11 protein-coding genes are annotated in these 15,138 nt (G+C 37.3%); 2 read left to right on the forward strand and 9 right to left on the reverse strand.

Going from position 1 to position 15,138, the window contains the following annotated elements; translation table 11 throughout:
- Positions 1-12: 12 nt before the first annotated feature.
- Both LS68_RS09290 and LS68_RS09295 read left to right on the forward strand, forming a co-directional pair.
- On the forward strand, positions 13-876 hold the full coding sequence (locus tag LS68_RS09290; RefSeq protein WP_034374068.1) for a HipA domain-containing protein: 864 nt from the start codon (positions 13-15) through the stop codon (positions 874-876).
- Positions 869-1,615: an HIRAN domain-containing protein gene (locus LS68_RS09295; protein ID WP_034374071.1), complete on the forward strand. Its 747-nt coding sequence runs from the start codon at positions 869-871 to the stop codon at positions 1,613-1,615. The genes LS68_RS09290 and LS68_RS09295 overlap by 8 nt, the downstream gene beginning before the upstream one ends.
- A gap of 7 nt (positions 1,616-1,622) precedes the next feature.
- Here the strand turns inward: LS68_RS09295 and LS68_RS09300 are convergent, their stop codons facing one another.
- The 9 genes from LS68_RS09300 to LS68_RS09330 form a co-directional block, all read right to left on the reverse strand.
- A complete protein-coding gene (locus LS68_RS09300; RefSeq protein ID WP_138091467.1) occupies positions 1,623-8,687 on the reverse strand; it encodes a PBECR2 nuclease fold domain-containing protein in 7,065 nt (2,354 codons plus the stop codon).
- 154 nt (positions 8,688-8,841) lie between these two features.
- A complete protein-coding gene (dnaG, locus tag LS68_RS09305; RefSeq protein ID WP_052100535.1) occupies positions 8,842-10,470 on the reverse strand; it encodes a DNA primase in 1,629 nt (542 codons plus the stop codon).
- Between the two features lie 90 nt (positions 10,471-10,560).
- On the reverse strand, positions 10,561-10,842 hold the full coding sequence (locus LS68_RS09310; RefSeq protein ID WP_034373923.1) for a hypothetical protein: 282 nt from the start codon (positions 10,840-10,842) through the stop codon (positions 10,561-10,563).
- Entirely contained in the window at positions 10,835-11,209 is a 375-nt protein-coding gene (locus LS68_RS09315) for a hypothetical protein (protein WP_034373921.1), read from the reverse strand. Before LS68_RS09315 ends, LS68_RS09310 begins: the two co-directional genes overlap by 8 nt.
- A 14-nt stretch (positions 11,210-11,223) precedes the next feature.
- On the reverse strand, positions 11,224-12,003 hold the full coding sequence (locus LS68_RS09320; RefSeq protein WP_052100534.1) for a helix-turn-helix domain-containing protein: 780 nt from the start codon (positions 12,001-12,003) through the stop codon (positions 11,224-11,226).
- Complete coding sequence (locus LS68_RS09635; protein WP_034373918.1) at positions 12,000-12,188, reverse strand: hypothetical protein; 189 nt, start codon at positions 12,186-12,188, stop codon at positions 12,000-12,002. The genes LS68_RS09320 and LS68_RS09635 overlap by 4 nt, the downstream gene beginning before the upstream one ends.
- Before the next feature lie 9 nt (positions 12,189-12,197).
- Entirely contained in the window at positions 12,198-13,352 is a 1,155-nt protein-coding gene (locus tag LS68_RS09325) for a DnaB-like helicase C-terminal domain-containing protein (protein ID WP_034373914.1), read from the reverse strand.
- 1 nt (position 13,353) lies between these two features.
- Positions 13,354-13,512, reverse strand: a complete 159-nt coding sequence (locus LS68_RS09640; RefSeq protein WP_158621841.1) for a hypothetical protein — start codon at positions 13,510-13,512, stop codon at positions 13,354-13,356.
- Positions 13,512-14,570, reverse strand: coding sequence for a site-specific integrase (locus tag LS68_RS09330; protein WP_138091474.1), 1,059 nt, complete (start codon positions 14,568-14,570; stop codon positions 13,512-13,514). Before LS68_RS09330 ends, LS68_RS09640 begins: the two co-directional genes overlap by 1 nt.
- Between the last annotated feature and the right edge of the window lie 568 nt (positions 14,571-15,138).

Below are 15,138 nucleotides of genomic sequence, written 5' to 3' on the forward strand. Positions count from 1 at the left end.
ATTTATTTTAAAATGTTGGAATTTGATAGTAAAACATTAGTTGAGCCACTAGGGACAAAAGAAAAATTTTGGACATTTAAGGAAAATACAAAATATCTTTTTAAGATTGGTAGAGAAAATACAGATGAAAATGTCAGTGAAAAGATTGCCTATGAAATTGCAAAATTGATACAATTGCCTTGTGCAGAATATAAACTTGCTCTTTTTAAAAATGGCATAGTGAAAAAGGGTATTGCGAGTAAGAATTTTCTCAATGATGATTCTAGGTTAGTTTTAGGTAATGAATTGCTGGCTAAATTTTTTAAGGATTATCACAAAGACAAAAGATACAAATTAAGAGAATACACTATTGATAAACCTATTATATTGTTTTATTCGTTTGATAAAGAGATGTTGGAAAAATTTGTAGGCTATTTGGTATTTGATATGCTTATTGGCAATACCGATAGGCATCATGAGAATTGGGGAATCATCTATGACGCAAAGAAAAAATCTTTTACACTTGCTCCGAGCTTTGACCATGCAGCGGGTTGCGCTTCAAAGGTAAGCACAGAAGAAGCAAAAAAGCGTTTAAGCTCAAAAGATAAGAATTATACTACTTCTACATTTTGCAAAAAAGCAAGGACACCTTTTTACAAAAACAACAAAAAGCTTAGCACTTATGAAGTGCTTGATGAACTTTTAAAATCAAAAAGAGAGATAAAATCTATCGTATCAGAATGGATAGAAAAAATTTCAAGTGTTTCACAAGATAAATATCATAGAATCTTGAATAAAATACCGCAAAATTTAATAAGTGGAGAAAAAAAGGAATTTGTGCTTAAAATGCTACAAATCAATATTCAAGCACTTAAAACAAAGGAAACAAATGAGTAATATCAATCTAGCAGTATCTTGGCAAGCACCAAAAACGCGCAAATGGATTCCGATTGGGCACTTAAGCTACAATAACCAACAATATGAATTTTATTATACCAATGGCGTGAAAGAGGCGCAAGAGCAAGGATTCTATCCTTTTGCTAGAATGAATGATTTAGAAAGTCTTTACACCTCTGAAGATGTGTTATTGCCTGTATTTGCAAATAGGCTTTTATCCAAAAGTCGCCCTGAATACAAGCTTTATCAGCAATGGTTAGGACTTGATGAGCATAGCACGCCACTTGATGAGCTCGCTAGAAACAACGGCATTCGCGCAACTGATAGCATTGAACTTTACTTGATTCCAAACGACAAAAAAGAGTATAAAATTGATTTTTTTACACATGGTATTAGCCACCTTATCCCAAGCTATCAAAAGAGAGTTAAAAGCCTTGAGCCTAAAGAAAAACTTTATTTAATGAGAGATATTCAAAATGAATACGATAGTGATGCCTTACTCATTCGCACAAAAGACCCTGTGGAGATTGTGGGCTATGTCCCGCGAATCTATGCAGAAGATTTGGCTAATCTTATCCACTATGATAATATCTGTAATGTAACCCTTAGGGTAAAACAAGTCAATCACGATGCACCGATGCAATTTCAGTTACTATGTGAATTTTGCGCAAAGATTCCAAACAATTTCAAATCAAGTTTTGAAAAAAAGGAATATTTTAGTAAGTATCAAGCTTATTAAAGTTAGATTATTTTAAACTTGGATTCTTAAAACTCATCGGATTTTTAAGGTTTCTGTCAGAGTAGAATGTTATAATTTCTTCCGTAGCGGAGGGCAGGAGTGAGTTGCCACCGCTGCTTTCTTGCAAGTCATTAACAACTACCCGAAATTTCACACCCTCTTTATCTTGCCATTCATAGAGCCTTGCTCCATTGGAATCAATGAAAGGGTCATGATATTTTGCTATATATTTACGAATGTTTTTGCCAAGATTTGCGACTTCTTGATGTGTTACATAGCCTTGTTGTTGTGTATCTGTGCTGTGAGATAATTTTATATGCACTCCCCCTTTTCTCTTTGTGCCTCTCTCCAACACAATTGCCTCGTCAATCTTTTCTAAATCCTTATAAACCTTTGTGGCATTTTTGCCATTATAAGCGACATTATAGATGCCCTTTTGCTCTCTTTGCTCAAGCTTACTAAGCATTGCTTTAGCCTGTGCGATTCTGCCTTTTTCATTTTTGACAATATATCTAGGCTCTAAAGTCTGCAAAATGGGGTATTTTGCTTTTGCGCTTTCAAAGCCTAAAGCTAAAGCATTGCCTAGCTCTTTTACCACTGCTTCTTTTAGTTGTGGATTAGCCTTTAAAGTTTGAAAGCCCTTTGCTACTGCCTTACTCCCTACTGCTGCTCCTAAGAATCCTAAAGCAAACTTACTAGGATCAAAGGTGAGATTCCCACTCTCGTCTTCTTCTACTCCTGCAAGGCTTCCTCCTACTAATCCACTGCCTATGTGTGGGTTGCTTTGGATTTTGCTTTGTGGTATAATGTCGTTAGGAGTTTTAGGCAGAATCTCGCCTAAGTCATTGTGTGGAGATGTATATAAACTTCCACCACCTCCTTTTTTCTCATACGCTGTTACTATCCAATTATTTGTTTTTTCGCCTTTCCAATTATCTTTAACACCTATAATATAATTTTGTGTTTCAATCCTTAAGCGTCCTTTGTCATCTTTTTTTAACTCCCCTCTCTCCACTATCTCGCTAAGCTCTCGTGCAATGTCGCTAAACTCTTTTTCGTGTTTGTCTAAAATATGCTTTAGTCCAAACTTAGAATCCCCCCATACCAAATCAATCTCACCATTTCCGCTAAGCTCTTTTAAATCCTCTCTATAAAACGCCCCTGCAACTTGTCCGCTAAACTCGTTAGGGTCTTTAAATAGCATTTGCCATTGATAATATTCGTCAATTAGCTTGTCTATCGCTCCCTTACCATCATGGTAAAACTCCGCATAGTTTGTGCCAAAGGCGGGGTTGGGGTGGAGGTTTAGAGATTCTTGTAATTTATTTCTTATTTGTTGGCTAACATCTTGCTTTAAAGCTTTAGCTCCTAAGATTTTATCTCTTAAAAAATTATATTCCAAAGGATTTAAATCTAATGTTTCTAAAAACTCTATCTTGAACTTCTTGTTTTCTGATAAATGATTCTCAAATCGTGGTATAATGTCATTTTGGTTAGATGAAAGAGGCTGTTTTGCTAGTGGTTCATCTGTAAAATCATCACCGACAACGGTCTGATGATTCCCAAGCTTTTCGTTTCTCCTATCTTTGTAAGCAGTGATGATAAAATCGTTATTTTCCCTTTGCCCTAAAACCAAAGTATGTTTTTGCGTTTTAAGTGTGTATTTATTATCTTTTGCTTTTTCTAATACGCCTCTCTCCACTATCTCGCTAAGCTCTTGTGCAATGTCGCTAAACTCTTTTTCGTGTTTGTCTAAAATATGCTTTAGCCCAAACTTAGAATCCCCCCATACCAAATCAATTTCACCATTACCGCTAAGCTCTTTTAAATCCTCTCTATAAAACGCCCCACTCACTTGCCCTTGTTTTTCGTGAAGTAGCTTATTTATCGCTCCTTTGCCATCGTGGTAAAATTCTGCATAGTTTGTGCCAAAGTCTTTTATAGGGTGAATGTCAAAGGCTCGTTCAATCTCTGCTCTAAACTCTGCTCCATTTCTTAGCTCTAAATCTCTTGAATAGGGAGCATTTGCTGCTGCATATCTTTTTAGTAGTATAATGTCTTTTTGTGCTATTTCTATCTCGTGCTTAAAGCTCAAAGAATGAGGGTCAAAAAGATATTTTCTGAAAGCTTTAAGATAATATTCATTCCCCCTTTTGTGCAAAAATTCTTTAAGATTCTCAGGCTTCATAGCTTCTTCCGCTCCGCTGAAAATGTCTTCTAGCTTTGTTTTACTCTGTGCTTTAAAAAACTTCCGATAGGGCAAATCCTCGCTAGGTTCTGGAATATCATAATATGCCTTTTTGGCTTTGAAGAGTAGCTCTTGATAAAGCTCTCTTTCTGCGAAATTTGCATCATAATTTTTTCTTGCCACTTCTCCTGCACTACTTAGCTTTTTATCCAAAATGCGGATTCTATCCTCGTATTGTGCGATTTGTTTTTCTAGCTTTTGTTTGGCTTTGCTTTGTGGTATAATATCATTATCGGTTTTCTCAATAGGCGCAACATTAGCGGTGCTGTTGTCTTTAGTGAGAGAAAATTGCCCTTGCTTGTCAAGTTTGCCCGCTATTTGATTTTTGGGCAAGGGGTCAAGACTTTCAAGCTCTATGCTATAAATCTTTTTACCTCTCTCTATGGTTTCCTTTAGCGTTATAAGTGCGTTTGCTGGTTTTTCATTTACTGATACTTCTTGTATAAAACGATAGATTTTTACATTTGGGTCGTTATGTTTTAAATCTTTAGTGATTTTTTGCAAATCTGCATTTTCAAAAATCTCTTTTACCGCACTTGCTACCTTAAAATGTTCATCTCTTGTATATCCGTTAGCCATAGACTTTTTAACTGCTTCAGAGCTGGACATTTTTTTAATGCCTTTATTGGATATTTGCGCACTATCGCCTGTTTGCTTATTGATAATCTCTCTATTGAGATAAGGGCTTAGGGCGTCTTTTAGCTCTTTTCGTAAGGTTGCGATTGCTTGAGGTTCTTTGGTATGGTAGGTGAATGCTTCTCTAGCTCCCGAATAAGATTCCACTCCTCCGCGCTCTTGGCTGTGGCTTCCTGATAGAGGATATAAGGTATCAGTATCGCTATTGCTAGAGTGATCAAGCTTAGAATCGTGAGTAATGCTATTATCATAAGTTCCCTTTCTTTGTGGTATAATGGCGTTGTCAAGTTTGGTATTAGATTTAGCTATATCATCGTAAGCCTCGTTAGCGTTAATCTGAGCGGGGGCTTGTCTGTCAAATATCACTTCCCCGCCTTGTGCTACTTTATTATTAAGTCCATTTTCGCTTTTTGGTGCATTACTTCTGACAATCCATTCTCCGCTTTGATTGCGGCTCACGCTTGTAAAATACTTTTTGTCGTTAAAATCTTTTGCAAAAATAATCGTGCTTTCGTCTTGTCTTATGATTTTGTCGGGTGTTTCTAAAGTGGGCTTAATTCTGTCTAAATATTTCAAGCGATTTTCTTTAATAAGCTTCACTAAACTCCCGCTTTTAAGGTGTATCTCTCCACTAAATCCCTGCTTTTCCAACGCCTCTTTAGCCTCTTGTGCAATGTGTGGGATAAAATCCTCATCTAAACTTTTAAGATTAAAAGTCTTGAGCCATTGTTCTTGCACTTCTTTGGTAAGTATTTTTTCATTACCTTTTTTGTCGTTAAAAACAATATTTTCTAGCTCTTGTGTTGCCTTAGAATCTTGAAAAGTTTTTGATTCTGCTTCCCTTAGCTTAGGCAATAACGCTATAAGCTCACTTGTTTGTTTGCTGCTTTGTCCTTCAGAGATAAGGTATTGCACAAAGTCATAAATATCTACTGCACTCAAAGGTTTGCCCTCACTTAAAAGTGTGGGCTGGGTTTGTTCTTCTAGGGCTTTGGGAGCATTTTTGAGACTTTCATACAATGCGGTGCTTGGGTTTTCTTGTCGCACAAACTTTGCTAGGGCTACACTAAGCGCATCACTGATAAGATGCTTTACCTTATCACTATCAAGGGCTAATATTGCCTTTTGTCCTTCCTCTCCTGCGTTAAGAAAATCATTGATCGATATATTGAGGTTTTCTAAATCAAGGGCGCGGGTAGAGTGCCTCCTGCTCACATTGAGTATGCTCTCACTCAAATACGCCCTTAAATCAAGGCTGGGTAAAAGCTTGTTTTGACTAAGGTTATAAAAGCTCCCTGCATTATCCACAAACATATTGATAAGCTTCACACGCTCATCGGGGCTGCCTTTGATAGAATCTAGCGCACTTATAATATCTGCGTTTTTGGCATTGGGTGCGATGTGTGCTAATAATGCGAGATTGGTATTAAAAGTATCTAAGCCTCCGCCTTGTTTGTCTAAGATAGAGGCGACAAAGGATTTAAGCTCATCGACATTCTCACTCTCTATATGTTGGGGGAGATAGGACATATTTTGCTTGAAGTAGGCAAGGTTTGATAAAGCCTTTTCACCCATTGTAGATTCTCTGCCTTTATTGGAGCTAAAGGCTAGGGAGAGTATGTCTTCTTGGCTGACATTGTCATTCACTCTACGCACGATCATTTGTGTCGGCTCTAAATCAATGTGTAAAAAGTCTTTGACAGATTCTCTATATCGCAAGGCTTTATCTTGGTGTTGTGGTGCGTCAAGTATGGTCTGTAAGCTTAAGGCTCTGTGATTGCCTGCGATCACTTGTCCGTCTTTGGTGATAATAGGTGCTCCATCTGCGCCTCCCTCTCTGGGGATTAGTAAATCGGGATTAAAGTCATTGATAATATTTTGTATGACTTTTTCTTGTTTGATGACTCTGCCTTGCGTTTGGCTTCTCTCAAAAATAGGCACAATATCATGATAATCAATGATGACATATTGCGCGCTCAAAGCGGGTGTGTCATCGCTTAGGATAATCTTTGTGTCTCTGATAGGTTTATAGGGGATAGATTCTCCTTGTGAGAGTGCGACTTCATCGATTCTTTTATTGAGGTTTGCTTCTTTTTCTTGCAAGATTGCTTCTTGCTTATGTTTGGTTTCAAGGTATCTCTGCTTGGATTTGGATTCTTCTTGGGCTTTTGTGATTTCTGATTGTATTATCTCATCTGCACTTTGAGGCTTGAGTAATTGCTTTTTATTGCGCATATGGTTGATAAATTTTTGCTCAATGTTATACTTTTCAAAATCGCTTAGGGACTGATTGATTTTAAGCTCATCATAGCTACGAGCTTGTGAGGGCTGCATATCGCTTTGGATATAGATATTATCAAAGCTGTCTTTGTGGATAAGGAGCTTTTTACCATTGGATAAAGTAAGGCTAGTTTCATCAAGGTTAGTGTGTTTGCTCCATTGGAGTTTTTGGGGTATAATGGGGTTAGCGGTTGTGGATTTATTAGCATTTGCTAAGGCTGTGGCGGGTAGCTCATCTCCACTATGAGTCACGCCTCTTATTGAATCTGCCTTATTTATCTGCCTTATCACCTCTCTCTTTTTGGTTGTTGGAATGCCTGTGATTAATAATTTATCTTCTTGTTCTGTGATCAAAACATAAAATAGCTTTTTATCATCACCTATAAAGATTTTTATATATCCTTTTTTTTCACCTTCTGTAAATTCTATATTCGGACGCTTTAATGTAGGTTCTATAAGATTTAAATATTTTATTCTATTAAAGCTATCATTTTTTGATTGAATATGTTTTAAAAAATTTGATTTATTTATAACTTGCTCTAATCCTGTTTGCAAAAACTCTGCTTTGCTGATAGTTTGAGGGAGATGTTCGGTCGCGAGGGTATCTAGGCTTTGTATAATCTGCGCTTTTAGTTCATTTATAGCCTTTACCTCCACAAGCTCATCACCCTTTAAATTGGATAAAGTAAGGCTAGTTTCATCAAGGTTGGTGTGTTTGCTCCATTGGAGTTTTTGGGGTATAATGGGGGTGTCGGTTTTAACAATAGACGATTCGGGGCTTTTGTCTCCACCTTTAGTTTCTTGTAGTGAGTTAGAACTGCCCTTGCCGGTGCTTTTATTTAAGGGTGTATCTGCACTTTTAAGGCTTGGGATTAATTGTAGCTCTAAGCTATAAAGTCGCTTTTGATTTTTGTCTAAGCTTTCTTTGAGTGTGAATAAAACTCCCTTATCTTCAAATTCAGAATCTAAACGATGAATCTTGACATTGCTATCCCCGCTTTTGTGTGGTTGTGTCTCTCTTAATCGTGCATTTTTGTATATCTCTTTTATATTCGCTACCGCGTTTAAATGCTCATTCCTGCTAAATCCATTATCCACACTCTTTTTTATCGCAGTATCACTAGTCATTTTTGAGAAAGAGTTTAGGCTAAAGGTCGCTTCTATGCCATCGCTACTTTTTAAAGTGTGATTAAGCACATTTTGTGCATTGAGATAGTCTTTGAGTGTGGTTTTGACTTCTTGAGTTTTGGTGTTACTAAAGTCAAAGGCTTTAAACTTTTCTTTTTCCTCTTTTGTGCGATAAGTTTTATCTAACTCTTGGAGTTTTTGGGGTATAATGGGGGTGTCCTTTAGTGAATGTGCATTTGCACCATCGCCTTGTTCCTTTATGGAAGTGTGGTAGTGAGTTGGCGGCTCCACTGCTAAAGGATTCTCTATTTTTATGTCTTTTGGTCTTATGTCTCTTTTTGTGAGATGCACAACTTCGCCATTCTCTTTTTTTACTCCCATTTTGCCGATTTTCTTTTCATTAATGATTTTAGCAATCATCGCGACATCTTCCCTATTATTAGGCAGAAAATGCGTAGGGTTATTTTTAATTTGCACAAACAATTTATAAACATCGCTTGGCTTTTTAAACATTTCGGGGTGCTTTTGAGCTAAAAGCCTCAAATCCGCAGAAATCTCCTTATTTTGAATGCCCGCTATATCCCTTACCCACTCTTCTACCTCTCCCCTTACATTCAGTGGCAATTCCGCCTCTTTAGGCATTATAGCGATAAAATCATCACCCTTTAAAATAGCATCAAAGCCTTTGTGCTCTAAAGATTGTCGTATGTCTAAAAGATGTTGAGAATCTAACCCTAAATGCTGGGCTAGACTAGATTGTAATTTGTTCAAACAATACATTTCTTAGCGACTCTTTGTATATTTTCTTGAAAGGGTATAAAAGTTATGAGTGAAATAAAAGGGTTAAAAGACGCAGCAGGAAACGACAAGGTCAAAAGGAGAGAAAACCTACTGCGTCAAAAATAGTAGCAAAGGTTGGCTTTTTTAAAAAGGGTTAAAACAAAAAATTAAGCTTTATTTCTGCCTTACACGCTAATATATACTCTTGCAGTGCGCAAATACTAGGTATGTCTTTATTTTGTTTGGCAAGGGCTTGTTTGACTTTGGCATGAGCGATGTTAAATTCCATTATCTCATTGTAAAAGGTGTTTTGATGCCATTGCTGGGCATAATCTGTATTTAAAGCGATTTTTAGGGCTTCTTTGCTAAGCGTGTGTGTCTCAAAAAATGCGCTCAAGTCTTTTGCGTATTCTTGGGGTATCGCGCTTAAGTCAAGCTTTTCTTTTGCGATAAAGGCAAGCTCTTCATCATTATAGATACCATAAAGCAAAGCAAGGATTCTGCTATGATTGGGCTTGGTGATAGTTTTGCTTAAAAAATACTCTTTGGGGATTTTGGTAAAGCTACTGATAGTCTTAAGGAGATATTCTTTTTGATAAAAGTTTGATTCATTATCTATGAGGCTTTTGCAATAAAGCACTATCTCATCTTTTTCTTTGGGGCTTTGCGCTGCTCGTAATAGCGTCAAAATAAGATATTGTATGATAGGAATAGCCCTAAATAAAGAGGAGTAATCATAGGATTCTTGCTCTTGAATCCGCCCTTTGGTCTGCTCCAAATAATCCCCTATATCTTTGTAATCGCCTTTAAGGATTAAAACATAGCTCGTATAAATGCGATGCTTTAATAATAACTCTATGGCTCTTTTTGTGGCTTGTTGCCCCGCGCTGTCTTTATCAAAGCACAGATAGAAGCTTACCTCTTGGCATATTTTGATAATAGTGTTTAAAAAGCTTATGTTTAAGGCTGTCCCGCATGTGGCTATGGCGTTTTTAAAGCCTAATTTATGCAAGGCTATGGCGTCCATATATCCCTCTACGATAATGGCTTGTTTGCTCTTACTGATTGCACTCTTAGCATGGGATAAAAGATAGGGGGTAAGGGATTTTTTAAAAAGGTGGCTTTCTTGAGAATTGATATATTTAGGGGCATTTGTGAATTTCGCATAAGGGTGTGTGCGTCCGCTCAAAGCGATGATCTTATGCGCGCTGTTTCGTATCGCAAAAATGATTCTGTGAGCAAAAGGCGTATAAATACTGCCTGTTTGTCGTTTTTTAAATATGCCTAACTCTAGGGCTTCTTGCTCTGTAAATATCTGTCTTATTGTGGCTACCTCTGGCATCAAACCTATGCTAAACTCCGCAAAATCATCGTGGGTTAAACCGCGATTAAAAAGATATTGGCTTACCTGGCTATTAGCTAGGAGTGCGTTTTTAGCATAGGTAAAAAGTGTCTCGTATTTTTGGGTGAGTGTTTTGTAATTATCCTTTTTCGTATAGGATTTGATAGTCTCAATCCCGCAAAGCTCCGCGACTTCTTCTACCGCTTCGTTAAAAGAAATATGCTTGTATTCTTGGATAAAGACAAAAACATCTCCGCTTTTGCCACAACCAAAACAAGTAAAAATCCCCTTGCTCTCACTCACAACAAAACTCGCGCTTTTTTCATCGTGAAAAGGGCAGTTTGCTTGGTGGTTCGCTCCTGCCTTTTTGAGCGGGATAAAGCTTGAGATAATATCCACTATATTGGCTTGGGCTTTGATTTGTGCGATGTTTGTTATCATTTACCTAGCTCCTTTTGTGATAAAACTTCGCTAAAAAGCTGTGAATCTGCATAGATAAGCAAATTATTCTCTTTCTCATATCTCAAGTAATCACAAACACACATAATCAAATAAAGATTTTTGCTCATATTGTGTTTTTTTGCGGCTTTTTTTAATTTTTTTATATTTACCTCTCTCAAAAGAAATTTCTTTCTTTTTTTTAGGCATAATGTGTCGTTTAGCCTTTTCATATCCTTCCTCCTTTCCGTATAAAGACCGCTCTACGATGATACTCCTGCTCACATTTAAATATTGCGATAAATACTCAATGGTGTGCAGAATCTTACTATCAAGATAAAAGCTACCGGTATGCACCTTTGCATTTTTAGGCATAGTGTAGCCCCAAAGTTTGGATAAAGCTCAATCCTAACGCATTAAGCCGACTTTGGATAAAAAAGTTTTTCAGCAGCTCCTCTTCTTCATATCGCGTCTTGGTGAAGTCTTTAATCTTGTGATTTTTCGCTTCAAAGTCTGCCTGCTCTTGCACACATTCAAACAAAAGTCTGTAAAAATCATTGCTGTAAATGCGCGATTTTTGATAGGTGGAGAGCTTGACTAAAAACACTTGCAAAAGTCCATTATCTTCAGGCTTTTGATGATCTATCTTGCGCAAAAAGATTGCCAGCTTTTGCACGGCGAAATCATTAAGTTTGATGCGCTCATCGCTCTTGATTGCATTTAAAAAGTCATTTTTATCCATTTAAGCCTCCTTTTTTAAAGCTCTAAGTTGGCTAAAGCGTCATTTTGCTTTGGTTTTGCATAGGTGGGGTAATGGAGCTTGCGTGTAAGGCTTTTATGCGCACACATTATCCCACTCCACCCACGATTAATACACAAATCCACGCATTCCCTTAGGTCTGCACCGACATTTTTTAAGCTCAAAAAGTCCTTTGTGATGCTTATCATCGTGCTTTTGGCTACAAAACCTTTTTCCTTGCGATAGCTTATAAAGTCATAGTAAGCTTGTTTTTCCTGCGTATTGAGGTGAGAGAGCATTTCATCTTGCGTGAGCTTTTGGGACTTTGGCTTTTTAGTATCGCTAAATTGCCTAAAAGATTCCATAACGACAAAAAGCAATCTTTTGCTATAGTCTTTGTTATTTATAATATTATTATTTATTATGTCCTCATTTTTTCCGCATACGGGTTTTTTGTTAAACGGATAAGATTGGCTGTGCTCTTGTATTTCTTGGATATTTTCTATCTCTAGGTTTTGGCAAGAATAGCTAAAATTATGCGTAAATTTGCCTTGAGAATCTAGCTCTTGTTTGAAGGTGATAATGTTCGCATTGACTAGCTCGTTTCTGTATTTTCTCGCAGTATTTTCAGAGATATTAAGGAGCTTTGCCAAATGCGCAATATTAAGATTCCACTCTTTAGGGAAACTTAGTATCAAAGTATAGAGCATTCTCGCTCCGATACTAAGGCTAGAATCCTTTATGACATCGTTTGGAACGATAGTAAAATTTTGGGTGATTTTTGTTTTGTGTATCATGATAAACTCCTTTTGTGATGGTGATTCTCTAAATGCTCTTTTAAAGCTGCCTCGCATCTGCTTGCTCCTATATGGACGCATATATCTACTAATTTTCCGTCATAGCGGTATATGTAGTTATTAAACACATAATAATAAGCATTGTTATAAGACGCGTTTTTGCCTTGTATCATATTGGCTTTCATACTTCCTCCTTAAAAAATCTCTGGCAAATCTATTTCTGTTAAATGCTCTCGCTCACTTTGGCTTGTGAGAGAGTAAAATTTACCTTTTGTGCTGTCAAAAGCGACACGCTCTTTGTAGTGCTTACCTGTCTGTTTGTTTTTCTTTAAAATGACAATCCTTGAATCCTCACTAAATTCTCTTAGGTTTGCATTCTCCGGCTTGTCATGCTCTATGCGGATAATGATACTCGCCTCATGTCCGCCCTTTTTACTGCCCATAGGATTATCCCTATCGCCTTTGCTTGTTTGCACGATAAGAAATACAAGGATATTGAGGCTATGACACAATTTAGCAAGACAAGAGAATTTAAGGCTTTCTTCTTCCTCCATATTGCGTCCATTTGGGCTAACGATGCGCATTTGAGAATCTATAAGAAATACTCTCACCCCTTGCTTGTAAAGGTTTTTAATATTTTGGGCTATTTGGTATATCTCATAGCCATTGTCCAAGATGATCATATTGTCTGCTTTTATGGTTTTATCTTGGGCTTTGCGTTGGAGATATTGATGTATAGGAAATTCAAAGCTAAAGAAGCATATTTTATTATTTTTAGCGATGTATTCTAAGATTTGTAACCCCAAAGTCGTTTTACCCGCTTCAGGATCGCCACTGATAAGCACTAATTGAGCGACATCAAGCCCTCCATTAAATACAGAATCCAAAAAATCAATACCCGTTTTAAAGCTTGGCATTTTGGGAGCATTTGCATAAAACTCTTTCCATTGCGATAATGTCCTGTAATTGGTTTGTTCAATGCTAGGCATCACTTCTTCTAAGGTAAGCAAGGTATTATTATCACTCGCCCTTAAGAGAGTGAGGGCTGCTTGCCTTTGGGATTCTAAAAGGTAGCTTTGCACAAAGGGTGCTGCAAGGTTTTCCACATTGGGATTAGGCAACGCACTTAAAATATTTAAAAAATTCTCATCTTGAGAATCTTTCACACTTAAAGCATTGGCAAAGCTAGAATGACTTAAGGCATTTGCTTCTTGGAGAGTTTCTATAATATTTAAAGCCTCTTTGGCATCATCACTGAAACATTTTCTAGGACACACATTAAAAAAATCATTCATCTTTTCGGGGTAGTTTATAAAACTACTCAAAATCTCACACTCTAGCTCTTTCATTTTACACCTCACTTTGAGAGATTGATATATGTATCTCTTGCTCATGGAGGCAGTGTATGCAAGTGCAAGTGATGGTGATTTCGCTTGGTGTGCAAACATCATCATCAAAAATAGTGATGTTTTCTTCCCCACATAATGTGCATTCGTAGCAAATTTCCATTATATGCCTCCTTGAAACGCATCATCTAAAAATGTTGCGCGCTTTTTTGCTTGAGGGAGATATTTGACATAATAATCAAGCGTAGTGCTTAAGGATTTATGTCCTAGCATTGCGCTTATCCACAGAATCTCCTCATTGTGCGTAAGCATAAGGGTCGCAAAGGTGTGTCGGGTCTGATAAAGTGGGCGTTTGGCGAGATTTAGAGATTCAAGTAAAGTATGCCATTTGAATAAGGCATTTTCGGGGGTAAAGGTGAAAATCATTTCACTTCTCTGTGCCGTAGTTTTGTGTATGCGCTCCAACTCCAAAAGGGCGGCTTTGGCTAAAGGGAGCATATCTATATAACGGGATTTGTGCGTTTTCGTGGAAGTGATGACTTTCCTTGCGCGCTCTTGGGATTTGCACACACAGATTTTATCATTTTCAAAATCCACATCATCAAAGGTCAGTGCGAACAGCTCTCCTGTGCGCATACCTGTAAAAATAGCCACTTGCAAAAAAAGCTTAAAATAGTGATCTTGGCAAACGGACAAAATGAGCTTGATTTCATCGAGGCTAAGAGGTAGGATTTGTCTTTGTAGCTCTGCCTGATTGATGTGCTTTCTAAATCGTATCGGCTTTATGTTGAGCTTGTGCGTATCTTTCGCAAAGGTGATAAGTCTGTTGAGAAAATTAATTTTTGCAGAAGCAGTATGATTAGCTTGTGCGTAGGCTTTGACTTGCTCTTGCGTGATAAGTCTTAAATCTTTGCTCCCAAAGTATGCAACGATGCTTTTAAGGTTGGATTTGTATTTGAGTAATGTTTGGTGTTTGAGATAGGGTTGCTCATCAAGGAATGCCTCGCCTATCACAGCAAAAGTAAGCTTCTGTTGGTGTTGTTGCTTATTTTGCCCCAGATATTCATAGACAAGATTCTTGCCCTCTAGTAAGACTGTAGCGAGATTTTCTTTTGTCGCTCGTAATTTTGTGCTAAAACGCAAGCGTCCCACATCTGCCAATGTCGCATCTATATAAATAATATCGTTCCTGCTGTAGGAATTGATTTTGTGTATTTTCATTTTTTCTCCTTTTTTGATTGGTCTTTATCCCCATTCCCGCATTTATATGCAACACAAATACCCCACATAAAGGCTGATAAATGGCATAAAGTGATTTTGTGATTGTTTTGTGAAATGTTTTGTGTTTTGTAAAAAGTGTAAGTTTGTAGTGAGATAGAATGTAGCCAAATCCTAAAGGTGTAAAAATCATAGCAAACACAAGCGGAAGTCTTATGCTTTTGACTGCTAAGATACCAGATGCCAAAATTGCTTATAGCCTTAAAATTCTCTTTTAAATAATCCCATGTTGGCTTATCGCGCTTTTGTTTTGGCTTTGAGTGAAATTGCGCTTATGTTTCACCCTCTAAGGATTAGTAAATCGGGATTAGTTTAGCTTTAAGCAAATTGCCTTATATTTTGGCACACTTTTTGACACACTTAAGGTGGGATTCTATCCCCCCATAAAACTAAAAAATGTCCTAAAATACCTTGAAGCATAAGCACTTAGAGCAAAAAACACTACCACTCTTAATAAAATACGGAGATACAAACATACAGGAGGAATCTAAACGATTAGATTCTAAAATCT

The sequence above is a fragment of the Helicobacter sp. MIT 05-5293 genome, from assembly GCF_000765665.2.
Classification (GTDB): Bacteria; Campylobacterota; Campylobacteria; order Campylobacterales; family Helicobacteraceae; genus Helicobacter_C.